Consider the following 22,946-nt stretch of genomic DNA (forward strand, 5'->3'; position numbering starts at 1 on the left):
GATGGTAACCCGGGATCGTTGCGTTTTGGAATCCCGCCGTGCCGCCGCCACCGGCGCGCAGGCACCTGAACTGCGATGGTCGCCCGCGTGAATCGCCGTTGGCCAGCCTCACCGATCACTAAGTATTGGCCAGTTACAGTGTCATCGCGAGGACCGATCGCACGTTCTCGCGACCACGGTACCCAAGGACGTGATCCCCATGCGCCCACACGGAGGATGCCATGCGTAGGTCTTTCGTCTTGCCCGTCTTGCCGCGCTTCCGCGTTGCGGCACTTCTATTCCTGCTGATCGCCAGCCTGACCGGCACTGCCATGGCCCAGACCGGCGGCAATGGCACCGGCGACCCGCCCGCACGTGCCGCAAGGCTGTCTTATCTGGCCGGCGAGGTCGGACTGCTACCGGCAGGCAGCCAGAATGACTGGCGCCAGGTGGACATCAATCGCCCGCTGACCGACGGTGACCGGCTCAGCAGCACCCCCGGCGCACGGGCCGAACTGGAACTCGGCGGCGCCGCCTTGCGCATCGGCGGCGACACCCGCCTCGGCGTACTCGTGCTGGATGCCCAGCTCGGCCAGTTCAAGCTGACCCGGGGCACGCTGGAGCTCAGCGTGCGCCAGCTGGCCAGTGGACAGAGCTATGAAGTGGACACGCCCACCATCGCGCTGGTGATCGATCGACCCGGTCGCTTCCGCGTGGATGTCCGTCCGGATGGCAGTGCCACCCGGGTTACCGCCTTCGACGGCAACGCCGAGGTCTATGGGGTGGATGGTGCCCGGCAGGACATTCTTGCCGGCCGCAGCTACCGCTTCGAGGATGCCTCACTCGATCGCATGCTGATCAGCTACATCGCAGGCGGCGATGCCTTCGATGCGTGGTGTCAGGACCGGGATCGGCGTTACACCGACTCGATGGCTTCGCAGTACGTTCCGGCCGGCATGGTCGGTGCCGAGGACCTGGACAACTACGGCAGTTGGGTCGACGAACCCGATTACGGCGCCGTCTGGTTCCCGGCACAGGTCGCCGCCGGCTGGGCACCCTACCGTTTCGGCCACTGGGCATGGATCCAGCCATGGGGCTGGACCTGGGTGGACGACGCGCCATGGGGTTTCGCACCGTTCCACTACGGCCGCTGGGCGTTCATCCGCGGTGCCTGGGGCTGGCTGCCGGGAACCTATTTCGGGCCCCCGGTGTACGCACCAGCCCTGGTCGCTTTCGTCGGCGGCCGGCACTGGGACGTGTCACTGAGCCTGGGCGGTCCGATCGGCTGGTTCCCGCTGGGACCACGCGACATCTTCAATCCGTGGTACCACGCCAGCAGACGCTATTACGACCGGCTCAACCGGCAGGACCTGGACCACCACAGGGATCACGACCGACGCGACCGACGCGATATCGACGCACGCATCGCCCGCCACTACGACGCCTACCGCCGCGGTCGTGTGCAGGCGATCGACGCCGGAACGCATGGTTTTCATCCGCGCGGATTCAGTGCCGTACCGGCCCGCAACTTTGCCGCTGCGCACGACGTGCATCACCACCTTCTGCAGGTGGACCCGCAACGGCTTGCCGATGCCCGACCAAGCCTGCACGGTCCAGCGCACAGACCGCAGGCCGACCCGGCACGTCGGTACGGTCCCCGCCTGCACGCACTGCCCACCGATGGCCTGCATCGCCCGGTGGTGATGCGGCATATCCCGACTGACGGCCGGTTCCAGCGCGTCACCTGGCATGCGCCGGCCCGGCCACGCAGCTTCGCATCGACGCGACCGGCAATTCGCGCCCCCGTGCGGCCCGATGTCCGCTACGGGTCGCCCGCGATGCAGCGTGGCCAGCAGAATGCAGCGGTCCGCGACGAGATGCGTCCGGGCGTCAGCTTCATCAGTCGGGGGTCGGAACCCGGCCGTCCGACCGGACGCTTCAACGGCGGCCTTCCGCAGGTACCGCATCTGGAACCGCTGCGATCGCAAACTGCACGCAGCCCCATTTCCCGCCCCGTATCCAGGCCCGTCGCCACCGCCCCACGGCCGGCCGAGGTCCGCTTCGAGCCGGTGCGTCGGGCACCGCCGGCGGTCTTCCAGTCGCACATGGTGTCGCCGCGCGGCAATGGCTACGTCGCGCATCGGACCGAACAGGCTTATCGCCCGCCGGCATTCCGGCCGCCGCCGCGCGTCATGATGGAGCACCGGCAGGCACCCCGTGCACAAGCCCAACGCGCGCAGCCGCAGCGCAGGGCCCCGCCACCCTGGCACGGCAACGACCATCGGCACTGACCTTGCCGGTTACAATGCGCCGGCACGCACGCGTCCGGCGCCTTCGGCCCGATCCGTCGCCAGGCTGCCCATTGCCGTCCGTTGCAGCACCGCCGACGAGGCATCGCCGCACGCGACCGTTACACTTGTCGCCACTTCCCGATCTACGCACGCCGTCCCCGCTCGACCCGGGCATGGCCCGACCGCAGCACACGCCATGACCGACCATGACAGTTCCGCACATCCACGCCGCATCCGCAGCTTCGTCCTGCGCGAAGGGCGCATGACACCGGCCCAGCAACGCGCCTTCGACGCCCACTGGGCCCGCTACGGCATCGACTACAGCGGTACCGCGCAGGACTACGCGGCACGTTTCGGCCGCACGGCGCCCGTCGTCCTGGAGATCGGTTTCGGCAACGGCGAGGCACTGGCCTGGGCCAGCGAGCACGACCCCGCCCGCGATTACATCGGGGTCGAAGTCCATGGCCCCGGCGTGGGCCGACTGATGAACGCACTGGCTGCGCGTGATGCCGGCAACGTGCGGATCTACAAGCACGACGCCGTCGAGGTGCTGCAACACGAGATCGCTGCGGGCACCCTGGCCGAAGCCCGCATCTGGTTTCCCGACCCCTGGCACAAGAAGCGCCACAACAAGCGGCGCATCGTGCAAGCGGAATTCGTCGCCCTGCTGGCCTCGCGCATGGCGCCCGACGGGCTGCTGCACCTGGCCACGGACTGGCAGCCCTACGCCGAACACATGCTCGAAGTGATGGAAGCGGCGCCGGACTGGCGCAATGCCATCGCCGCCGGCAGTTACGCGGAAAAGCCCGACTGGCGCATCGAAACCCACTTCGAGCGCCGCGGCCTCAAGCTCGGGCACGGCGTGTGGGACCTGCTCTACCACCGGACCTGACCCGGCTCGCGCACAAAAAATGGCGGCAAATACGTCACGGTTCACCAGTCCTTGCATCTGGCCGCTTATACTTGCGCCCCAAACGGGGACCTGACTGCCGCAGCGTGACTGATCCACTGCACATCCGCATCGAGCCTGACCACGCATCCTGCCGGGACGACCGCTAGTGGGACTGTCGCTCACGCCCGACATGGTGCTTGTGCTTGGGCTGGTGCTCTTCACCATGCTCATGCTGGTGCTGGAGTGGATCCGTGCCGACATGGTCGCCCTGCTGGTGGTCGTCGCCATCGGCCTGACCGGCCTGATTCCCGCCGACCGCGTGTTCAACGGCTTCGCCGGCAATGCGGTGATCGCGATCATCGCCATCATGATCATGGGCGAAGGGCTGGACCGGGCCGGCGTGCTCAACCTGACCGCGCAGTTCGTGATGCGCATGGCGCGCGGCAAGGAGTCGCGCCTGGGCGTGGTGATCAACTCGGTCACCAGCTTGTTCAGCGCGGTCATTCCCAGCCAGGCGCTCGCCGCGCTGATGATCCCGGTAACCAGCCGCCTGTCCGCCCGTACCGGCGTGCCGATCTCGCGGCTGCTGCTGCCGATGGCGTTCTGCATCCTCACCGCGACGAACACCACGCTGATCGCGAACTCGCCGTTGATCATGCTGAACGACCTGATCGCCAGCGCCAACAACAACCTGCCGCCGGGGGCGCAGACGATCCCGAAATTCGGCCTGTTCAGCGTGACCCCGGTGGGTATCCTGCTGGCCATCGTGGGCGTGGTGTTTTTCCGCCTGTTCACCCACAAGCTGCTGCCCGACCGCGAGGACAGCCGGCAGAAGGTGACGCCCGGCCGCACCGAAAGCTACTTCGCCGAAACCTACGGCATCGTCGGCGAAACCGCCGAGCTGACGGTCACCGCCGAGAGCCCGCTGGTCGGCATGAGCATCGGCGAGGCCGAGCGGCTGCACGGCGCACCGCTGATCCTGGCGATAAAGAGCGGCAACGAGGCCCGCATGGCCCCGCCGATCGACCAGGTGATCTGGGTCGGCTCGGTGCTCGGCGTACTGGGTCCGCGCGAACAACTGGGCCAGTTCGCCAACAACCAGTTGTGCCGCTTGTCGCCGCGCATGCGCCAGCTGGGCGAACAGTTCAATCCCAGCCGGGCCGGCATTTCCGAGGCGGTGATCCCGCCCAATTCGCGCTGGATCAAGCAGTCCATCGGCGAGCTGCACCTGCGCAAGCGCCACGGCATCTCGGTGCTGGCGGTGACCCGCGGCGACCATGTGTACCGGGACGATGTGCGTGCGGTCAGCCTGCGCGCCGGCGACACCATGGTGCTGCACTCAAGCTGGCCGGATCTGGTCCAGGCATCGGAAGACCGCGACCTGGTGGTGGTCACCGACATCCCCCGCGAAGAACAGCGTCCCGGCAAGATCTGGCAGGCGGTGGGTTTCTTCCTGATGGCCAAGTGCCTGGCCCTGTTCACCAATCTGGACCTGTCGATCGCGATGATGTCCGGCGCCATCGGCATGCTGCTGTCCGGCGTGCTGAACATGGACGAGGCCTACAAGGCGATCAACTGGAAAACGATCTTCGTCACCGCCTGTCTGATTCCGCTGGGCTGGTCGATGGACTCCACCGGCACGGCCGCCTGGGTCGCGCAGGAAGTCCTGGCACACATGGGTGGCGCGTCGCCGTGGGTGCTGCAGGCGGCACTGGCCGTGCTCACCCTGCTGTTCTCGCAGGTGATGTCCAACGTGGGCGCCACGGTGATGATGGTGCCGGTCGCGATCAGCGTGGCGGTGGCCACCGGCGGCAATCCCTCGGCCTATGCGCTGATCGTCGCGGTGTCCTCGTCCAACACTTTCCTGATCAGCTCCGGCCACCCCGCCCTGATGATGGTGACCGGCCCTGGTGGCTACAACAGCAAAGACTTCCTGCGTGCCGGCATCCCGCTGACCCTGGTCGTGCTGGTGATCACCCTGGTGGCGATCAACCTGATGTTCCACTGAGCAATTCGACTGACACCCGGCACGGCGATCGACGTGGCAATGACTCCGCTTGCCGATCCGCAGCGGCACTCAGGCCAGCCAGACCTCATCGCTGTCCAGCCGCAACGGCACCGCATGCAGGCGATCGCCACGGCAGGGACCACCAACACAGGCACCGTTCTGGGTGCTGAAACTCGCACCATGCACTGCACACACCAGCAAGCCCTTGCTGATCAGGAACCGGCCCGGTGCCCAGTCCAGTCGGCGTCCGGCATGCGGGCAGATGTTGAGCCAGGCCCGCACCTCGCCGCCCTGTCTCAAGACGATCAGGTTCTCCTCGCCACCGGGCAGCATCGCATCCAACGCGACTGCCTCGCCCTCGGGCAATTCGTCGAACCTGCACAGCGGACGGGGCGAAATCTTTGTATCCATTGGCACTTGTCTCACGGGCCGTCAGGCCCCATCGTTGCACTCGTAAGTCGTTGATTTTAGCACACGGATTTTTAACACATGCGTTTTGTCCTGTTGCCCACGCGCCGCCCCCGCCATCCGCTGGCCCGCGCCCTGTCCCTGCTGCTGGGACTGGCCCTGGTCGGCATCCTGCTGGTGTTCGGCCTGATGGTGGCTGGCGTGCTCCTGGTCGGCGGCGGACTGCTGTTGGCCTGGCGCCATTGGCGGCATGGTCGTGCCCCGATCAGCTCCACGACCGGACCGACTCCCTCTGCGCACCGACCCGACCTGCTGGAAGGTGAGTTCGTGGTGATCCGGCAGGGGCGTCCTGCCGCACATTGAACTGCGTGCATCGAGCGGGTGCCGTGCGGCAACCCTCGTCGCATGCGCATAATCCGGATGGCCCGACGCGGCCGGCATGCCTAAGCTGGCCATGGATATTTCCACCGGCCAGGCCATGAACAAGTCCACCGAAAACGCGCTTGAACGGGTGCGCCAGCAGCTCGAAAGCGCCGACGAAGCGCCGACGCTCGACAGCCTGGCGCAGATCGCGCAACTCAGCCCCGCCCACCTGCAGCGCGTATTCCGCCGCCGCTACGGCATGAGTCCGGCCGAATACCACCGCGCACGCCGCTTCGGCCAGCTGAAGGCTGCGTTGCGCGAAGGCGCACCGGTAAGCGAGGCCGTATACGGCGCCGGCTTCGGCTCCGGCAGCCGCGTCTACGAACACAGCGACCGCCTGCTCGGCATGACCCCGGCCAGCTACCGTGCCGGCGGCGCCGGCGCCAGCATCCGCTACACCACCACGACCACTTCACTGGGCTGCCTGCTGGTCGCGGCGACCACGCGCGGTATCTGCGCGGTAACACTCGGCGTTGACGATGCCGAGCTGGAACAACGCCTGGCTGATGAATTTCCGAGAGCCGCACGCGAACGCGTGGACGCCGGCCGTGAAGAGTGGCTGGACGCGGTCATCGCCCGCATCGCCAGCGAACTTGGCTGGAGCAGCGGTAATGCGCCCGCGCTGCCGCCGCTGGACGTGGCCGCGACCGCCTTCCAGTGGCGCGTTTGGGACGCGCTGACCCGCATCCCGGCCGGCCAGACCCGCAGCTACGGCGACATCGCCGCCACGATCGGCAAGCCCGGAGCAGCACGCGCCGTGGGCAATGCCTGTGGCAACAACCGGCTCGCGCTGATCGTGCCCTGCCACCGCGTGATACGTGAAGACGGCTCGCCCGGCGGCTGGCGCTGGGGTGTGCAGCGCAAACGGCAGTTGTTGGCGCACGAACAGCAGCTTCACGGCTGACCTTGGCGTCCGCCACCAGGCTTGATCCAGGCTCAAGCCCGGCTTGCACCGTCATCACTGGCGCAGGCGGCTGCCAGGCGCCAAGATACGCGCCCGCGCCGGGTCTTGATGACGGCGAAACCTGCCCGGATCAAGACCATGAGCGACGCCTCCGCAACCACCGCCAACGACCCGACACTGGCCCCGTCGCCGCAGGCACTCGTGCCGTTCGGCCTGCTCGCCCTGTACCTGATCTGGGGTTCGACCTACCTCGCCATCCACTTCGCGCTGCAAAGCTATCCGCCCTTCCTGCTGGCCGGTCTGCGCTTCCTGTGTGCTGGCGTCCTGTTCTACGGCGTCCTGCGCCTGCGCGGCGCGGCACCACCGTCGCCACGGCAATGGCGCAACGCCGCGGTCACCGGCGTGCTGCTGCTGGGTTTCGGCAACGGCTTGGTGTGCTTCGCCGAGGAGCGGGTCAGCTCGGGCATCGCCGCGGTGGCGGTGGCCTGCATGCCGCTGTTCGCCGCCCTGTTCTCGGGCCTTTTCGGCGAGTGGCCGAACCGGCGCGAAGGGCTTGGCCTGGCGATCGGTTTTGCCGGCGTAGTCGTTCTGAATCTGGGCAGCAGCCTGTCCGGCTCGCGTCTCGGTGCACTGGCGCTGCTGACCGCCGCTGCCGCCTGGGCCTTCGGTTCGGTCTGGAGCCGACACCAGGACATGCCCAGCGGCCCGATGAACACCGCCGCGCAGATGCTCTGCGGCAGCGCGGCCCTGCTAGTGGCGGGCTTCGGCAGTGGCGAACGCCTGCCGGCGCACCCCACGCTGCACGCCACGCTTGCCGGCCTATACCTGCTGGTGTTCGGCTCGATGATCGCCTTCAGCACCTACCTGTACGTGCTGAAGCACGCGCGCCCGACCCTGGCCACCAGCTACGCGTACGTGAACCCGCCGGTGGCCGTGCTGTTCGGCGTGCTGTTCGCGGGCGAACACGTGGGGCCGATCGACCTGACCGGCATGGCGGTGATCCTCCTGGGCGTGGTGGTGATTTCGCTGGCACGCCGGAAGCGCCGGTAACGCGGAGCCCGCGAGCGAGCGCAAGACCGTCGGCCGGTCACGAACCGGCCATGGAAACTGCTAGGCTTTCGTCATGAACTACATCATCGCTCCACCCACCCCTTCCAGCCTGCCGGTTGCCGGCAGCGACCAGCGCTTTCCCGTGCGTCGCGTGTTCTGCATCGGCCGCAACTATGCCGAGCACGCGCGCGAAATGGGTGCCGCCGTCGAGCACGGCCAGCCGATGTTCTTCTGCAAGCCGGCCGACGCGGTGGTCACCGATGACACCGATGTGCCCTACCCCTCCGCCACCAGCGACCTGCATCACGAGGTGGAAATGGTGGTGGCCCTGAAGGCGGGCGGACGCGACCTTTCCCCCAGCCAGGCGAACGAGGCGGTGTTCGGGTATGGCGTGGGCCTGGACCTGACCCGGCGCGACCTGCAGGCCCAGGCCAAGGCGAAAGGCCATCCGTGGGACGTCGCCAAGGCCTTCGACCATTCCGCCCCGGTCTCGGCACTGCACCCTGCCACCGAGGTGACGCCGACAGCGGACACCGCATTGCGGCTCAGCGTGAACGGCGAGCTGCGCCAACAGGGCCGGCTGGGCGACATGATCCACGACGTGCCGGCGATCATCGCCGCCCTCTCGCGCCTGTTCGAGCTGAAGCCCGGCGACCTGATCTTCACCGGCACGCCCGCCGGCGTGGCCGCGCTGCAACGTGGCGACCGTTTCCATGCCGAGCTCGTGGGCATCGCCGAACTGGACGGCCAGATGGTCTGAGCACCGACTGGGCATATGCCCGATGCGGGCGTCGTTGCGCTGGGCTAAAGTGCTCCTGCCAACCGGCAACATCTCGGAGGAAACACGATGGGCATGATGAAGGAATTCAAGGAATTTGCGATGCGCGGCAACGTGCTCGACATGGCGGTCGGCATCGTCATCGGCGGCGCGTTCGGCAAGATCGTCACCTCGCTGGTGAACGACGTGATCATGCCACCGATCGGCATGATCACCGGCGGCATCGATTTCTCCAAGATGAAATGGGTACTCAAGCCGGCCGACGACAGCGACCCGAAGCACAAGATCGCCGAAGTGGCGATCCACTACGGCAGCTTCATCAACACCATCATCACCTTCATCATCGTCGCCTTCGCGATCTTCATCCTGATCAAGGCGATCAACCGGTTGCACAAGAAGGAAGAGGCCGCGCCCGCCGCACCGCCCGCCGACGTGGTCCTGCTCACCGAAATCCGCGACCTGCTCAAGAACAAGTAAGCCGCCGCACCGCGACGCCCCGCCAGGGGCGTCGCCCACACCGGCCATGCTTCATCAGCCGGCGCACGGAGCACATGTCGGACGTCATCAGCCTGATTGAACTCGAACGCGTTCCAGCCCCGCGTTCTGGTGCGTCGAAGCGACCTGCACCAAGGCCAGTGCATGCGGTGCAGGTGCCGTCTTAGTTGCCCGCCTCGGTCATGGGTTGCTCGGCCTCGTCCAGCGCCTGCAGGTTTTCCTTGATGCGGGTCAGCACGGCGGTCATCTGCATCATCTCCTCGCAGGAAATGCCCGTGCTGGCATCGATGCGCAGGTCTTTGGCGATGCGCTCCATGTCATCGACGACTTCGTGCGCCTGTTCGGTGGTGTAGAGACGCCAGGCGCGACGATCCTTGGGATCGGGGCGACGCTCGACGAAACCGGCCGCCTGCAGGCGGTCGATCACACGGCCAACCGCGATCGGTTCCATTTCGAGGAATTCGGCCAGTTCGGTCTGGCGCAGACCGGGGCGACGGTACAGCATCTTGGTGGCACGCCACTGCGCACGGGTCAGGCCGAACTTCACCGCTCGACGGTCGAAATGCTTCCGGAAAAGCAGTGTGACGTCGCTCAGCAGATAGCCGAATGAAATATCTTCCACATTCACCATGATGTACTGCCGTCTCCCCATCGTCTGGATGCAAGCATAAACGCATGTCGATCGTCGTGATCACCGCCGATATCGTCCAGCTGGAAGTGGACGCCATCGTGAATGCCGCCAACCCCACCCTGCTTGGCGGCGGTGGCGTGGATGGCGCCATTCACCGGGCCGCCGGACCACGTCTCTTGGCCGCCTGCCGCGCCCTGCCCGAGACCTCTCCGGGCATGCGCTGTCCAACCGGCGAGGTGCGCATCACGCCTGGCTTCGACCTGCCCGCCCGCTGGGTGATCCACACGGTCGGACCGGTCTGGCAGGACGGCAGCCATGGCGAGCCGGGGCTGTTGGCCCACTGCTACCGCGCCAGCATCGCGCTGGCCGCCGCCCATCGGCTCCATTCCATCGCCTTTCCGGCCATCAGTTGCGGCGTCTACGGCTTTCCCGCCGAACGGGCCGCAGCGGTGGCGGTGGCCGCGCTGCGCGAGGCACTGCTCCACCATGCCGACCTGCAGGTGCAGTTATGCGGGTTCGATGTGCGCATGAGTGCCATCCTGCAGCACGCCCTTGACACCCACGAACACGGTTGAACTAGCGCGAACCGAGGTCGAACGGATACAGCGGCGGCAGCGGCGAGTCGCCGGCGCCGGGACCCTCGTGCTTCCAGACAAAGCCGCGTTCGAACGCAGACCGCAGATCAGGGGCGTCTGCAGTGGGTACCGCAGCGCCATATTGCCGGCGCTGCAGCCCGGCAATCGCCGCCCGTTGCGGCTCGTATGCCAGCGCCGCCGACAGCTCGCCCAGATTATGCAGATCCGGTCGCTCGGCCCGCGCCCAGGCCAGTAGTTGCCGGGCCTGGGCAGCGACGTCGTTTCCGCGTGCAGCGTCGAGGAAAGCCTGCCGCAGGGCCTTGTCCGGAAGTGGCCTGATCACGGGATCCACCTTCGCCTGAGCCGGTGCCGGTCGCGGCGTGCGCCGGCGCAGGATCAACCAGCCCAGCAACCCAACCAGCAAGACTGCCAGGCTGCCGATTGCAAGCCAGCGCCACCAGACCGGGACCGTTGCACCGGTAGTCGCCGCCGCAGTCACTGCTGCATCCGGCTTCGATGCATGCGAGGCCGGCGCAACCGTTGCAGGTGCCGACACCGAAGCCGCGGCCGCCGGGCCCGACGCCGCGCCTGCTGCAGGAAGCACCGTGAGCGTGGTTGCCGGAATGCTCGCCGTCTCGGCCTGCCCGCTCTGCACGTTGAACCACTTCAGAGTGGTTGCCGGAATCGTCAGCGTGCCCGCCTGCTGCGGCACGATCGCAAAGGCGCGCTCGCGCTTGCCCTGTAGCCATTTGCCATCGTCGGTAGTGGTATCCACCGGGCGGTCCGGGTACACCGCGGCACCGCCCAGAGTCGGCAGGCTCGGCTCGGGCAGCGAATCGGCCGGCAATCCGCTCGCCTGGACAACCATGTGCAGGTTCAGTGCCTGGCCGACATGCACCTTGCCATCCGCCGGCAGGCCATCCAGCGAAAGCGTCAGCTGACGTGCAGGCAGCCAGTCGGTGCTGCCCCAGCCGGATGGCTGGGCTTGCACATGCAGCGTCACCGCCGGCGAAGCCGCCGATACGGCCTGCCCGACGCCGAACAGGCTCGACTGGCCAAAGAAGTTGCCCGGGTTGAACGGGTTCGACGGATCGCTGGCCGTACCCTGGAACTGCATGGAAGGCACCGTCAGCGTGCCCGCGCGCTGCGGCACCAGAGCGTAGCGTCGCTCGAGCACGTGGTATGTGTGCCCGTCGCGATTGACGTCGTAGTTGATGTCCTGCCCGATCCTGCGCACGTCGACACCGGCCAGCTGCGGTTCCTGCAGCGAACCGCTCAGGTCGACGTCGTGGTACAGCCGCACGGTGTACACCATCTGCTGGCCGACATAGCCATGGTCCGGCTCCACACCCGCTTCGATGAACACGGCCTTGCCGCTGTTGGCCGCGGCATTCGGGTCGGGGGGCGTCACGTCCAGCAGCAATGGCGCGGTATGTCCTCCCGCGATGGCCAGGGATGGGACCTTCAGCTGGCCGATGTGCTTCGGCCGCAACGCGATGCCGATGGTGTACTGCGCGCTCTGTCTGCCGTTGATGATGCTGATGCTGCTGCTGTTGGAGGTGCCCAGCACGTCGAAATCGCGCCGCAACGGATCGAGATCGGGCATGCCGACGCTGTCGCTGCCGTCCACGCTGAGGTTCAACGTGACGGTTTCGCCCAGCTGCACCTTGCTGCGGTCCAGCGAGGCACGCACGCTGCTGGCCGAGGCCAAGGCCGGCAGCAGCAAGGCAAGCAACAACAGTACGTAGCGCCCTTTCATGGTTGTCCGTTCTCCGACGAAGCGCGTTGCTGGCGCTCCAGATATTCGAGCATGAACTTGCGGCGCAGCAGCGCACCGGGGTCATCGGGCACGACCTGCAGCGTGTGACGCACATCGGCCGGCAGTTTCGACAACGGGTCGTCGTTCGCCATGGCACCCAGTTGATGGACGGGCGGTTGGGTCGTCTTCCGAGCCAGCGCCCGGTTCATCTGCTGGTGCAGCGCCTGCTGTGCCTTGGCGGTCGCTGCCTGCTGTGCGGCGCGTTGCTGCGCTGTCTGCGGCGTCGGTTTGTCCTGCCCGCCGGCCCCATGACGAGCCTGTCCGGTCTGCGCGTCCTGCGGGGACGACGATCCCTGCGATTTGGAACCCGATGGGTTGCCGGGTGGCGTGTGCTGGTCGCCATGCGGAGTCGAATCGCTCGAACTCTTGCCCTGCCCGTTGTTGCCCTGCGGCTGCTTGTCCTGCGGCTGGCCGCTTTTGTCCTTTGTGCCGGAGCCTTTGCCCTGCGACGACTGGTTGCTGCTTTTCCCGCTGCCGTTCTTGTTCTGTTTCTGCTTTTTCTGCTGTTGTTGCTGGCGTCGCATGGCTTCTTCCACGGCCTTGCGATTGGCGCGGGCATCGTCATTGTGCGGATTCATCTTCAACGCGCGGTCGTATGCCTTGATCGCTTCGGGATAGCGTCCCAGGCGCGCCAGCGCATTACCGAGGTTGTAGGCGGCATCGGCACCCTTGGCCTGCTGCAGTGCCTGCACCGCAGCGCGGTAGTTACCCGCCCGGTAAGCCGCGGCACCGCGCAAGGCCGGATCTTGCGCCAACTGCTCGGCCAGCTTCGGCTTGCCGTCGTGGAGCGCCGTGGACGCCTGCTGATCGGCACGTTGCCACCAGTCGCGCCATCCCGACGCATGCGCCGTCGATGGCAACGCCAGCGAAAACACGATCCAGGGCAGCACCAGCAGCCAGCCACGTCGGAAGCCCAAAGCCACCACGACCAGCAACGGCAGCAACAGCCACGGACCTTCGTCCTGCCAGGTGTCACCCTGCTGACCCGCCGCCACGGTCGCATGCTCCGGCGTGCGCAGCTCGCGGTGCAATGAGGCCACGTCCCGGTCGTCATTCGTCATCGGTACGTAGATGCCACCGCCGGCATTCGCCAGCGCAGCCAGGGCTGCATCGTTACGCCGGGCCAGTACCAGGTTGCCCTGCGCATCGTGCAGGAAGCTGCCATCGCCCAGCGCTACTGGGCCACCCTGTGGGGTCCCCACGCCGAGCACCGAGACCCGCACCCCTTCGGCATGTGCCTTGCGTGCTGCCGCTGTCGCTGCGGCATCCGCCGTATCGGTGATCAGCACCAGCGAGCCGTCGGCAACTTTCGCGTCTCGGATCAGCTTCACGCCCTGCGCGATGGCACGGGCGGCGTCGTTGCCATCCTCCGGCATGACATCCGGCGCCATCGCATCGAGCAGGTCGTCCAGACTGTGCGCGTCGCTGGTGAGCGGCGCGACCACGAACGACTCGCCGGCATAGCCGATCAGGCCATTGAAACCGTCGCGGTTCGCGTACATCAGGTCGTGCGCCTTGAATCTGGCGCGCTCGATCCGGCTCGGTGTGACATCGCGCGCCAGCATGCTCCTGGACAACGAGATCGCGATCACCTGGGCCGCACGGTCGGCATACAGCGGCCGCGCCACCCGATGCCAGGTCGGCCCGGCCAGCGCCAGTGTCGCCAGCAGCCAGCCCAGCGCCAGCAGGCCGGAAGGCGCGCGCCGGCTGCGCGGTCGTCCGTGCATGACATGCGGCAAGAGCTCGGGATCGACCAGCCTCGACAAGGCGCGCTGTGCGCCGTCTTCGCGCCGTCCCAGCCACAACAGCCAGGGCAGTGCGAGCAACGCCAGCAGCCAGAACGGCTGCAGGAAATGGAATGCGTGCAGGGTCGCACTCATGCGCGCGCCCTCCGCAACCGCGGCAACCAGGCCAGCAGCATCAGCAGGGCCGCGGCCAGCAGCGGCCAACGGAATAGTTCGTGGTGCAGGCGATAGCTGGGACCATGCTGGGGCATCGGTTCCAGTGCATCGATGGCGCGATAGGCATCGGCCAGCTGATGGCTGTCGGTCGCACGGAAGAAGCGGCCGCCGGTCATCTCGGCGATCCGGGTAAGCATGTGCGCGTCCAGATCGGCCGAGGGGTTGATCAGCTGGCTGCCGAAGAAACCGGACACCCGCATGCGCGTGGCACCGATGCCGATGGTGTAGATGCGCACACCGGCAGCCTTCGCCGCACGCGCCGCATCCAGCGGGGTCACGTTGCCGGCGTTGTTCACACCATCGGTCAACAACACCAGTACCCGCGCCTGCTGCGGCAGTGCGGACAGCCGCTTCACCGCCACCGCAATCGCATCGCCAATGGCGGTCTGCGTTCCGGCCAGGCCGACCGCGGCACCCTTCAGCTGTGCCCGCACGGCGCTGAGGTCATAGGTCAATGGCGTCACCAGGTAAGCCCGGCTGCCGAACAGGATCAGGCCCATTTCGTCGCCGCTGCGTCGCGCGATGAAGTCGCCGGCGATCGCCTCGACGGCACCGAAGCGACTGACCGGCTGTCCGGCCAGCGTCATGTCCTGCGTCTGCATGCTGCCGGACAGATCGACCGCAAGCATCAGTGCCCGGCCGCTGTGTTCCTGCGCATGCGGCGGCCCGAACTGCTGCGGTCGTGCTGCCGCGGTCAGCAGGCACAGCCATGCCAGTGCCAGCAGCCACGGCAATGCCCCATGCATGACCGTGGCACCTGCTTCATGCAGTTCCAGCCCCGGCTGCGGCAAATGCAGTGCACGACCCGGTGATGCGGGGCGCCACCAACGCCACAACAGCCAGGGCAGTGGCAACATCACGAACACCCATGGCCAGGCGAACTCAGGCATGGGCCTTGCTCCTATGCGTGCCCGGCATCCTCCGCCATGCCATCGACAACCAGGTGCGCGTCGCGGCCAGTGCCTGTACGCGATCGAACGCGCTGCTGGAGCGGTAGATCCGTTGTTCCAGCCCGACCAGGGTGTCCAGTACGGAAGCCTGCACCGGGACCTCTGCCAGGGTCGTGCGCCATGACTCGCCACGCGCGGTCACGGCACCGGCCGCGTAGCGCCGGGCCATGCGTCGCAGCAGTTGATGGAGCCCGTACGCCAGGGCCTCGTCGTCGTCCGCATGGCGCGTATCGAGCCGATCGACTTCGGCCAGCACCTGACGCAGTGCACGGCGACGCCGGAAACGGCGTGTCGCGAGCCATGCCAGCAACACGATCAACAGCAGCAACAACAAGGCCGACAACCACCAGCCCGGGGCCGGCGGCCACCAGGACGGCGCCGGCGGCATATGGATGTCACGCAGCACCAGCTGCGGTGGTGGTAGTTGGCCGGGCATGCCGTTCACCTCGTCCGCCCACGCGCACGCAGGAGTGCGGTGACCGCATCGCCCGGATCGACCACGGTGTCGATCCGCTCGACCGGCAGTGCCAATGTTTTCGCCAATGCCTGCAGGCGTGCCGGACCCGCCCCCATAGCGGTGCTGAAATCGCGCCGCGCACGTTCGCCAAGCAGTGCGATCTGCCGCTGTTCGCCCTCGTGTTCGATGGGATACCGGCCTGCGGGTGGCATGCCCAGCTCCAGCACATCGGCCACCACCAGGATGCGCACGGACGCATGCCGCGCCAGGTCGAGCAGTGGTCCGTGCGCCGCCGCGTCGCAACTCCAGCCGTCGCTGATCAGCAGCACCTGGCTGGCACCATGTTGCACCTGTCGTGCGCGGCGCAATGCCCTGGAAAGCGGTTCGCTGGAATGGCACGGCAGCCGGTCCCATTCCGACAGCGCACCACAGACCGACAAGGCACCACGTGCGCCGGCAGCGGGTTTAAGCAGCGACTGGTGGCCACCGAACGCCATCAGCCCGACACGTTCGCCGGCTCGCACCGCGTGCCAGCCGGCGAGTGCTGCCGCGCGCGCGGCCTGTACCGACTTGAACCGTGCACGGGTACCGAAACGCATGCCGGCATGGGTGTCCAGCAGTACCAGCAGGCGCGCCTCGCGCTCCTCCTGGAACAGTTTGGTGTGCAGCCTGCCGCTGCGCGCGGTAAGGCGCCAGTCCAGCCGGCGCACGTCGTCTCCGGGCTGATAGGCGCGCGATTCGGCGTAGTCCATGCCTCGCCCGTAAAGCCGGCTGAGGTGCTGACCGGCTCTTGCCGCATGCGTATCAAGCATCGTGTGGACCGGTCGCCCCACGCGGGTACGCAATGCGATCAGTTCGTCCAGGCTTGCCTGCGTACGGCCGTCGCCGGACACGTGTTGTGGCAGCACGACGCTCACGGCAGCGGCACGAGATCCAGCAGGCGGGCGATGACCTGGTCGCTACGGACCCCTTCCGCCTCGGCCTCGTAGCTGAGCAACACGCGATGACGCAGCACTTCGTGGACAATCGCATGCACGTCGTCCGGCAGCACGTAGTCGCGCCCTTCGAGCCAGGCATGCGCACGCGCGCAGCGATCCAGCGCGATGGTGGCGCGCGGACTGGCGCCCCAGGCGATCCAGCGCTTCATTTCCGGTCCATAGCGACCGGCATCGCGGCTGGCCAGCACCAGCTGCGTGATGTACTCCTCGAGCGCGGGCGCCATGTGCACGGCCAGCGCCGCTTCGCGCGCGGCGAATACATCGGCCTGGCTCAGCATGGCGGAGGGTTCGTCGTGCGAATGCAGGTCGCGGCGTGCCTGCTCGCGTGCAAGCCGCAGGATCGCAAGTTCGGCGGCAGCATCCGGATAAGCGATCTTCACGTGCATCACGAAGCGGTCGAGCTGCGCTTCCGGCAAGGCAAACGTGCCTTCCTGTTCAATCGGGTTCTGCGTGGCCATTACCATGAACAGCTCGGGCAGATGCCAAGTGCTTCGGCCCACCGTGATCTGCCGCTCGGCCATCGCCTCCAGTAGCGCGGACTGCACTTTGGCCGGCGCCCGGTTGATCTCGTCGGCCAGCACGATGTTGTGGAACAGCGGGCCACGCTCGAACTCGAATCCGCCGGACTGCGGGCGGAACACATCCGTGCCGGTAAGGTCGGCCGGCAGCAGGTCCGGCGTGAACTGGACCCGGTGGAAATCCGCTTCGATACGCGAGGCCAGCGCCTTGACCGCCGTGGTCTTGGCCAGTCCCGGTGCGCCTTCCACCAGCAGGTGACCGTCGGCAAGCAGCGCAACCAGCAGGCACTGGATCAGGTGCGGCTGGCCGATGATGCTGTGCTGCAGATCGTCGCGAAGCCGTGCAAATGATTTCTGCAACGCGCTCACGGGCTGATTCTCGGGCATGTCCATGGTCCTAAATCCGGTTTGCATGACGCGGTTACTGACCGCGTTTGTCCCGGAAAGTTTGCCATGGGTGTCCAACAGCCTCCGGATGTGGGTAGCGACAATGAAAAGGGCGGCACGATGGCCGCCCTTTCATGACCTTGCTGCAAGGCCTATTGCAGGTTGTCGCTGAGAATGCGCGGCGTTACAAAGATCAGCAGTTCCGCTTTGCTGTTCGTCCGCGACGTCTGGCGGAACAGGCTCCCCAGGATCGGAATGTCGCCCAGTCCCGGCACCTTCACGATCGAGTCGTTCTTGGTGATCTCGTAGATACCGCCCAGCACCACGGTCTGGCCATTGTCGACCAGTGCCGAGGTGTTCACCGAGCGCGTATCGATCAGCGGCACCTGGCCATTCGGCGTGGTGATGAACTTGTTCAGCGCGTCCTTCTTGACGTTGATCGACAGATAGATGCGGTTGTCGGCCGTGATGGTGGGCGTCACCTTCAGTTCCAGCACGGCATCCTTGAACTGCACCGAGGCCGTGGGCACGCCGCCGGCGCTGGCGGAGCCACTCTGGTAGGTCACGTAGCCGATTTCCTGACCCTGACGGATATCCGCTTCCTGCTGGTTCGCGGTGATCACGCGGGGGCTGGAGATCACCTCGCCACGACCCTCGGTCTGTGCGGCGGAAAGCTCCAGGTCCAGTGCATAGTTTTTGCCCAGAATGGCCAGGCCCAACGCGCCACCCGTGGTGGTCGACGGCAGGTTCACGTTGAACCCGCTCGGGCTTGCAATGCTGGCCGTACCGGTCCCGGTCGTCGTAGCACTGGTGAGCGGGCCACCGATCTGCAGGACCTGACCGCTAGGGTTGGTCTGCTGCCCGTTGATGCCCCACTTCACACCCAGATCGCGTTCGAAGCTGTCGGTGGCGATCACGATGCGCGACTCGATCAGCACCTGCTGCACCGGCTTGTCGAGTTCCGCTACCAGCTTGCGGATCTCGGCGGTCTTCGCGGCGGTATCGTTGAGCAGCAGGGTGTTGGTACGGTTGTCGTACGACACGCTGCCACGCGGCGACAGGAAGCCATGGCTGTTGTTGCCCGAGCTACCGCCACCGCCACCACTCTGCATGCTGCCCGTGGTCAGCAGCTTGGCGATGTCCTTGGCCTTGCCGTAGCTGATCGGGATATAGCTGGTGATCAGCGGTGCGCTGTCCTCTTCCTTGATCCGCGCCTGGGCCACGCTCTCCTCATAGGAAGCGATCTCCTTCTGCGGAGCGATCCAGATCACGTTGCCGTCGCGGCGCTTGTCCAGGCCCTTGGCGCGAAGGATCACGTCGAGTGCCTGGTCCCAGGGCACGTTCACCAGGCGCAGCGTGACGCTGCCACCCACGGAATCGGACGCCACCAGGTTGAGGCCAGACACGTCGGCCAGCAGCTGGAGCGCCGAACGGACAGGGATGTTCTGGAAATTGAAGGTGACACGATTGCCGGTATAGACGTGATGCTGCGACCCGTTGGCGATGGCCTCGGCCTTGGCATCGACCTTCTTCGGCGATATTTCGACGACGTACTGGTTACCCGTCTGGTACGACGAGGTATCCACCGAACCCCTGAACGAGATTTCCATGCGAGCACCACCCGGCGTCGCACGCGTGCTGATGTACTCCACCGGCGTGGCGAAATCCAGCACATCCAGACGCTGCGCGTCGCTGGCAGGCAGACGCACGTGCTCCAGATCCACCAGGACCTTGTCGCCTTCGCGATGCATGTTGGCATGCGCACCCGGACCGGCGAAGCTGATCAGAACCCGGCCAGAACCATTCACGCCGCGCCGGAAATCGATATTGCTTACCAACGGCCCATTGGTCGCCGAAGGCAGTACTTTCGACGGATCGATGGTTGCCGCCGCTGCCGCAGGCTGAATCGCGCTGCCGTTGTCGACAGTCAGCACCAGACTGTCACCCTCGACCTTGGTTTCATAGGTCGAGCTGCGGATCAGGTCGACCAGCACGCGTGTACGACCACCTGCAGACACCGCAGTGACGCCGGTAGTTGCACCCACGTTGAGATCCGTGTGCCGCGCGGCTCCATTGACCGTATTCGCAAAATCCACCGCGATGCGTGGCGGATTGTCCGTGGTGAAGATGCGTGGTTGCGGCACGGGGCCACCGGCGAAATCCAGATGCAGCGCCACGCGCCCACCGGGAAGCGTTTCTGCATGGATGTCCTTGAGGGTGGTCGTGGCCGCCGCGTCGGTCGCCCACACGGTGCCACCGATCAGCAGGGCCAGCATCAGGCAACGGCTTGCCAGGCGCATAACAGGGCTCCGGACGGGTTGGATTGATTTAGTCATTGCTTCAGCCCCTGTAGTCCTATTTCTCGCCTAGCGCGATGCTGGCGGGACGTTCCATCCAGCCACCATTGCCATTGGGAACCAGTTCCACCAGATCGACATGATCCGGAGCCACCTTGGTGACCCGGCCATAGTTCTGGCCCATGTATTCATCGACTGTGACGCGGTGAATCACGCCACCCGGGTCCTGAATCAGCGCCTGGATGTGCGAACCGGTGCCGATGGTTCCCACCATCTTCAGGCTGTCGAGCGCGAACATCTCCAGCGGTTGCTTCGGCCTGTTCTGGTCGGGGCGCGGACCGGAGGATGCGTTGTTCTGTTGCTCCTCGACCGGGCTTGGACCAAACGGGTCGCGCTTGTCCTGATCCTGATAGGTGAAGGTTTCGAACGTCTTGATGACAGGCAACGGCGGAATCGGCGCGCCCTTGAGTGATTTCTGATGGGCCACCCAGGCGCGCAGGTCACTCATGCCGCGTGTGCAGCCACCGAGCAGGAAAGCTGCACCCAGCATCAAGCCGATGCGGGCCAGACGGAGGGTTTTGGGAGCGTGCATGCTCATCACCGCCTCCCCCCGCGTGCAGGTTTCTTGTTGCTCTTGCTCATTTCACTGTCGTCGAGATAGCGGTAGGTTCTGACCGTACCCTGCAACACCAGTTGCTCGTTGGCGCGCGGCTCCGCCCCCTTGGCAGGCGGGTGCAGCGGCTTGAGCGACACGTCGTGCATGGTGAGGATCACCACGCGCGGCAACGAGGCCACATCACTGATGAACGTGCCGAACTGGTGGTAGGTACCGATCATCTTCAGCTTGATCGGCTTCTCGGCGTAGAAGTCCTTGGGCGTCTCCGGACCCGGCTGGAACAGCTCCGGATCGAGCCCTGCCGACAAGGCCGCTTGCGATATGTCGACCAGCAGCTCCGGCATCTCGGTCTTGCTGGGCAGCTGGCGCAGCAGCTGACGCAACATGTCCTGCATCTCGTCGAGCTGCTTCTGCAGCGCCTCAAGATTGACCGCCTTGGCCTGCTTCTGGGCAAATTCGCGCTTGAGCTGGACTTCCTTGCCCGCCAGGTTGCTCAGGTCATCCTGCTGGTTGCTGACATGCAGATACCAGCCGAAGAACACGATGACCAGGAAAACCAGCGCGGTGAAGAAGATCTTTATCGACTGCGGCCAGCCGCCGATGTTGTTGCGATCGAGATTGCGCAGTTCGTCGAAGAATTTCATGACTTGGCGCCCCCCTTGACCGCGGCATCATGTGCAGCCGGCGGATGCGCTGCCGGCTGCATCGCGCTGACCGAAACCGTCGGCTTTTCCACACTCTTGCCCTTCGTGGCAGTGGATGCGCTGCTGGCCGGCAGCTGAGCCGGCTTCATCGGTTTCATCGCCTTCGTTGCCGCTGCCTTGGTGGCGGGACCGTTGGTACCCACAGGCAGTTCAGCCTTGCTGCTGTCGGCGTCCTTGGGCCGGCTCAGGGCCACCGTCAGCCCGAAGGTGTACGGCATCCGCGTGGCCTCATGCGTGTTCTCGGTCTTGCTGAGGCTGGCCTGTCCCATCCAGGGCGATTTCTCGATGTTGCGCATGTACTCGGCAACACTCGCATTGGACTCGGCCACGCCATCGAGCGTCATCGACTGTCCGTTCTGCTTCAGTGCGGTCAGCCGTGCGCTCGACGGGATCGTCTTAACCAGTTCGTCGAACAGGTGCACCATCTGCGAACGGTTTTCCTGCAGCTGCTCGATGATCTTCTTGCGCGCCAGCAGTTCCGAGCGGACCTTTTCCAGACTGTTTATCTTGGCGATCTTCACGTCCACCTGCTTGATCTGGCCCTGCAGGTAGGCATTACGGTCGTTCTGGTTGTCGATACGCATGCCCATCCAGAACGACCACAACAGCACGAACAGGATGGCCGCCACGAAGGCGGCACCAAGCTGCATGAAGAATTCGCGTTCGCGCTGCTTGCGACGTTCGATGCGCCACGGGAGTAGATTGATGCGTGCCATCAGTCGAAGCTCCTCATGGCCAGTCCGACCGCGATCATCAGCGCCGGGGCGTCCTGTGCCAGTGCCTGCGCCTGCACGCGCGAGGAGAGCGACATGCGGGCCAGCGGATTGGCCACGATGCATGGCACACCCAGCTGTTCCTCAAGCATGCTGTCGATGCCCTCGATCGATGCGCAACCGCCTGCCAGTACCACCTGGTCGACCTTGCTGTACTCGCTGCCGGCATAGAAGAACTGCAGCAGACGGCTGATCTGCTGTACCAGTGATTCCTTGAACGGCTCCAGCGCCTCGCTCTCGTAGGACTCCGGCAAGCCGCCCTTGCGCTTGGCGCGGCCAGCCTCCTCGTACGAGAGCCCGTAACGACGCATGATTTCGTCGGTCAGCTGCTTGCCACCGAATACCTGTTCGCGGGAGTAGATCGTGCGCTGGTTGCGCAGTACCGACAGGGTGGTCATGGTCGCGCCGATATCCACCACCGCGACCAGTCCGTCGCGCCCGACGTTCAGCTGGTCGGCCAGCAAGGCGAAGGCATTCTCCATCGCGAACGCTTCGACATCGATCACCTGCGCGACCAGCCCGCCCAGATCGAGCGCGGCCACGCGCATGTCCACATTCTCGGTCCGCGAGGCGGCCAGAAGGATGTTGGTCATTTCCGGATTGTCGCGAACCGGCCCGAGCACCTCGAAATCGAGACTGACTTCATCGATCGGGTACGGGATGTACTGGTTGGCCTCGACCTGGATCTGGCCTTCGAGGTCGTCCTCGGACAACTCGCTGGCCATTGGCACGATACGCGTGATCACCGCCGAACCGGCCACGGCCGCCGCCGCATGCTTGAGCTTGGAGCCCGAGCGTGCCAATGCGCGCCGGATCGCCTCGCCCACAGCCTCGACTTCGACGATGTTCTTTTCGACCACGGCATTGGGAGGCAGTGGCTCCACCGCGTAGTGCTCCACGCGATATCGCCCGCCTGACTGACTGAGCTGCAGCAGCTTGACGGCCGTCGAACTGATATCGACGCCAACCAGCGGCGGCTTTTTGGGTGTAAAGAGACCCACGATTTTCCCCCTTGCCCCTTGCGGTTGCGGC

Annotated in this window: 22 protein-coding genes; 9 read left to right on the forward strand and 13 right to left on the reverse strand. The window is 65.9% G+C overall.

The annotated features are described in order from the left end of the window. The first annotated feature begins 221 nt into the window (after positions 1-221). The 3 genes from RA164_RS12695 (at position 222) to RA164_RS12705 (ending at position 5,170) form a co-directional block, all read left to right on the forward strand. Positions 222-2,270, forward strand: a complete 2,049-nt coding sequence (locus RA164_RS12695; RefSeq protein WP_329741215.1) for a FecR family protein — start codon at positions 222-224, stop codon at positions 2,268-2,270. Between the two features lie 196 nt (positions 2,271-2,466). Next, complete coding sequence (gene trmB / locus RA164_RS12700) at positions 2,467-3,162, forward strand: tRNA (guanosine(46)-N7)-methyltransferase TrmB (RefSeq protein WP_329741216.1); 696 nt, start codon at positions 2,467-2,469, stop codon at positions 3,160-3,162. A gap of 190 nt (positions 3,163-3,352) precedes the next feature. Beyond that, complete coding sequence (locus RA164_RS12705; protein WP_329743545.1) at positions 3,353-5,170, forward strand: SLC13 family permease; 1,818 nt, start codon at positions 3,353-3,355, stop codon at positions 5,168-5,170. A gap of 69 nt (positions 5,171-5,239) precedes the next feature. On the opposite strand, the gene RA164_RS12710 is transcribed toward RA164_RS12705, so the two are convergent. Further along, on the reverse strand, positions 5,240-5,581 hold the full coding sequence (locus tag RA164_RS12710) for a Rieske (2Fe-2S) protein (protein WP_329741217.1): 342 nt from the start codon (positions 5,579-5,581) through the stop codon (positions 5,240-5,242). Between the two features lie 78 nt (positions 5,582-5,659). Here RA164_RS12710 and RA164_RS12715 point away from each other — a divergent pair, with 78 nt between their 5' ends. The 5 genes from RA164_RS12715 to mscL all read left to right on the forward strand — a co-directional run bounded on the left by RA164_RS12715 (position 5,660) and on the right by mscL (position 9,210). Further along, positions 5,660-5,941, forward strand: a complete 282-nt coding sequence (locus RA164_RS12715; protein ID WP_329741218.1) for a hypothetical protein — start codon at positions 5,660-5,662, stop codon at positions 5,939-5,941. A gap of 76 nt (positions 5,942-6,017) precedes the next feature. Next, complete coding sequence (locus RA164_RS12720) at positions 6,018-6,905, forward strand: methylated-DNA--[protein]-cysteine S-methyltransferase (RefSeq protein WP_329741219.1); 888 nt, start codon at positions 6,018-6,020, stop codon at positions 6,903-6,905. Between the two features lie 138 nt (positions 6,906-7,043). Beyond that, a complete protein-coding gene (yedA, locus tag RA164_RS12725; RefSeq protein ID WP_329741220.1) occupies positions 7,044-7,955 on the forward strand; it encodes a drug/metabolite exporter YedA in 912 nt (303 codons plus the stop codon). A gap of 73 nt (positions 7,956-8,028) precedes the next feature. After that, entirely contained in the window at positions 8,029-8,715 is a 687-nt protein-coding gene (locus tag RA164_RS12730) for a fumarylacetoacetate hydrolase family protein (RefSeq protein WP_329741221.1), read from the forward strand. 87 nt (positions 8,716-8,802) lie between these two features. After that, positions 8,803-9,210 (forward strand): large-conductance mechanosensitive channel protein MscL, encoded by a 408-nt coding sequence (mscL, locus tag RA164_RS12735; RefSeq protein WP_329741222.1) that lies wholly within the window; start codon positions 8,803-8,805, stop codon positions 9,208-9,210. Positions 9,211-9,391: 181 nt separating this feature from the next. Here mscL and RA164_RS12740 read toward each other — a convergent pair whose 3' ends face one another. Beyond that, positions 9,392-9,859 carry a MarR family winged helix-turn-helix transcriptional regulator gene (locus RA164_RS12740; protein WP_329741223.1) on the reverse strand — a complete coding sequence of 156 codons (468 nt, stop codon included), beginning with the start codon at positions 9,857-9,859 and terminating at the stop codon, positions 9,392-9,394. A 44-nt stretch (positions 9,860-9,903) separates the two neighbouring features. On the opposite strand from RA164_RS12740, the gene RA164_RS12745 reads away from it, so the two are divergent. Next, positions 9,904-10,434, forward strand: coding sequence for an O-acetyl-ADP-ribose deacetylase (locus RA164_RS12745; RefSeq protein ID WP_329741224.1), 531 nt, complete (start codon positions 9,904-9,906; stop codon positions 10,432-10,434). A gap of 1 nt (position 10,435) precedes the next feature. Here RA164_RS12745 and RA164_RS12750 read toward each other — a convergent pair whose 3' ends face one another. The 11 genes from RA164_RS12750 to RA164_RS12800 all read right to left on the reverse strand — a co-directional run bounded on the left by RA164_RS12750 (position 10,436) and on the right by RA164_RS12800 (position 22,915). Next, positions 10,436-12,193, reverse strand: coding sequence for a BatD family protein (locus RA164_RS12750; protein ID WP_329741225.1), 1,758 nt, complete (start codon positions 12,191-12,193; stop codon positions 10,436-10,438). Further along, positions 12,190-14,133 carry a tetratricopeptide repeat protein gene (locus RA164_RS12755; RefSeq protein WP_329741226.1) on the reverse strand — a complete coding sequence of 648 codons (1,944 nt, stop codon included), beginning with the start codon at positions 14,131-14,133 and terminating at the stop codon, positions 12,190-12,192. The genes RA164_RS12750 and RA164_RS12755 overlap by 4 nt, the downstream gene beginning before the upstream one ends. After that, complete coding sequence (locus RA164_RS12760) at positions 14,130-15,104, reverse strand: VWA domain-containing protein (protein ID WP_329741227.1); 975 nt, start codon at positions 15,102-15,104, stop codon at positions 14,130-14,132. The genes RA164_RS12755 and RA164_RS12760 overlap by 4 nt, the downstream gene beginning before the upstream one ends. Further along, on the reverse strand, positions 15,097-15,600 hold the full coding sequence (locus tag RA164_RS12765) for a DUF4381 family protein (protein WP_329741228.1): 504 nt from the start codon (positions 15,598-15,600) through the stop codon (positions 15,097-15,099). The genes RA164_RS12760 and RA164_RS12765 overlap by 8 nt, the downstream gene beginning before the upstream one ends. Before the next feature lie 5 nt (positions 15,601-15,605). Then, positions 15,606-16,538 (reverse strand): DUF58 domain-containing protein, encoded by a 933-nt coding sequence (locus RA164_RS12770; RefSeq protein WP_329741229.1) that lies wholly within the window; start codon positions 16,536-16,538, stop codon positions 15,606-15,608. Further along, the gene (locus RA164_RS12775) at positions 16,535-17,530 is read right to left on the reverse strand and encodes an AAA family ATPase (protein WP_329741230.1); all 996 of its coding nucleotides are present in this window, start codon (positions 17,528-17,530) and stop codon (positions 16,535-16,537) included. Before RA164_RS12775 ends, RA164_RS12770 begins: the two co-directional genes overlap by 4 nt. Before the next feature lie 146 nt (positions 17,531-17,676). Continuing rightward, positions 17,677-19,824 (reverse strand): type IV pilus secretin PilQ, encoded by a 2,148-nt coding sequence (pilQ, locus tag RA164_RS12780; RefSeq protein ID WP_329741231.1) that lies wholly within the window; start codon positions 19,822-19,824, stop codon positions 17,677-17,679. Positions 19,825-19,879: 55 nt separating this feature from the next. Next, positions 19,880-20,419, reverse strand: coding sequence for a pilus assembly protein PilP (locus tag RA164_RS12785; RefSeq protein WP_329741232.1), 540 nt, complete (start codon positions 20,417-20,419; stop codon positions 19,880-19,882). Next, positions 20,419-21,081 (reverse strand): type IV pilus inner membrane component PilO, encoded by a 663-nt coding sequence (locus RA164_RS12790; protein WP_329741233.1) that lies wholly within the window; start codon positions 21,079-21,081, stop codon positions 20,419-20,421. Before RA164_RS12790 ends, RA164_RS12785 begins: the two co-directional genes overlap by 1 nt. Further along, complete coding sequence (locus RA164_RS12795) at positions 21,078-21,857, reverse strand: PilN domain-containing protein (protein ID WP_329741234.1); 780 nt, start codon at positions 21,855-21,857, stop codon at positions 21,078-21,080. The genes RA164_RS12790 and RA164_RS12795 overlap by 4 nt, the downstream gene beginning before the upstream one ends. Then, complete coding sequence (locus RA164_RS12800; protein ID WP_329741235.1) at positions 21,857-22,915, reverse strand: pilus assembly protein PilM; 1,059 nt, start codon at positions 22,913-22,915, stop codon at positions 21,857-21,859. The genes RA164_RS12795 and RA164_RS12800 overlap by 1 nt, the downstream gene beginning before the upstream one ends. Positions 22,916-22,946: the final 31 nt, after the last annotated feature.

The organism is Dyella sp. A6, assembly GCF_036320485.1.
GTDB lineage: Bacteria > Pseudomonadota > Gammaproteobacteria > Xanthomonadales > Rhodanobacteraceae > Rhodanobacter_A > Rhodanobacter_A aluminiiresistens.

Excerpts from the sequence above, each read along its gene's own strand:
- RA164_RS12695 (WP_329741215.1), top strand. The coding sequence starts at position 222 with ATGCGTAGGTCTTTCGTCTTGCCCGTCTTGCCGCGCTTCCGCGTTGCG.
- trmB (WP_329741216.1), top strand. The coding sequence starts at position 2,467 with ATGACCGACCATGACAGTTCCGCACATCCACGCCGCATCCGCAGCTTC.
- RA164_RS12705 (WP_329743545.1), top strand. The coding sequence starts at position 3,353 with ATGGTGCTTGTGCTTGGGCTGGTGCTCTTCACCATGCTCATGCTGGTG.
- RA164_RS12710 (WP_329741217.1), bottom strand. The coding sequence starts at position 5,581 with ATGGATACAAAGATTTCGCCCCGTCCGCTGTGCAGGTTCGACGAATTG.
- RA164_RS12715 (WP_329741218.1), top strand. The coding sequence starts at position 5,660 with ATGCGTTTTGTCCTGTTGCCCACGCGCCGCCCCCGCCATCCGCTGGCC.
- RA164_RS12720 (WP_329741219.1), top strand. The coding sequence starts at position 6,018 with ATGCCTAAGCTGGCCATGGATATTTCCACCGGCCAGGCCATGAACAAG.
- yedA (WP_329741220.1), top strand. The coding sequence starts at position 7,044 with ATGAGCGACGCCTCCGCAACCACCGCCAACGACCCGACACTGGCCCCG.
- RA164_RS12730 (WP_329741221.1), top strand. The coding sequence starts at position 8,029 with ATGAACTACATCATCGCTCCACCCACCCCTTCCAGCCTGCCGGTTGCC.
- mscL (WP_329741222.1), top strand. The coding sequence starts at position 8,803 with ATGGGCATGATGAAGGAATTCAAGGAATTTGCGATGCGCGGCAACGTG.
- RA164_RS12740 (WP_329741223.1), bottom strand. The coding sequence starts at position 9,859 with ATGGTGAATGTGGAAGATATTTCATTCGGCTATCTGCTGAGCGACGTC.
- RA164_RS12745 (WP_329741224.1), top strand. The coding sequence starts at position 9,904 with ATGTCGATCGTCGTGATCACCGCCGATATCGTCCAGCTGGAAGTGGAC.
- RA164_RS12750 (WP_329741225.1), bottom strand. The coding sequence starts at position 12,193 with ATGAAAGGGCGCTACGTACTGTTGTTGCTTGCCTTGCTGCTGCCGGCC.
- RA164_RS12755 (WP_329741226.1), bottom strand. The coding sequence starts at position 14,133 with ATGAGTGCGACCCTGCACGCATTCCATTTCCTGCAGCCGTTCTGGCTG.
- RA164_RS12760 (WP_329741227.1), bottom strand. The coding sequence starts at position 15,104 with ATGCCTGAGTTCGCCTGGCCATGGGTGTTCGTGATGTTGCCACTGCCC.
- RA164_RS12765 (WP_329741228.1), bottom strand. The coding sequence starts at position 15,600 with ATGCCCGGCCAACTACCACCACCGCAGCTGGTGCTGCGTGACATCCAT.
- RA164_RS12775 (WP_329741230.1), bottom strand. The coding sequence starts at position 17,530 with ATGGACATGCCCGAGAATCAGCCCGTGAGCGCGTTGCAGAAATCATTT.
- pilQ (WP_329741231.1), bottom strand. The coding sequence starts at position 19,824 with ATGCGCCTGGCAAGCCGTTGCCTGATGCTGGCCCTGCTGATCGGTGGC.
- RA164_RS12785 (WP_329741232.1), bottom strand. The coding sequence starts at position 20,419 with ATGAGCATGCACGCTCCCAAAACCCTCCGTCTGGCCCGCATCGGCTTG.
- RA164_RS12790 (WP_329741233.1), bottom strand. The coding sequence starts at position 21,081 with ATGAAATTCTTCGACGAACTGCGCAATCTCGATCGCAACAACATCGGC.
- RA164_RS12795 (WP_329741234.1), bottom strand. The coding sequence starts at position 21,857 with ATGGCACGCATCAATCTACTCCCGTGGCGCATCGAACGTCGCAAGCAG.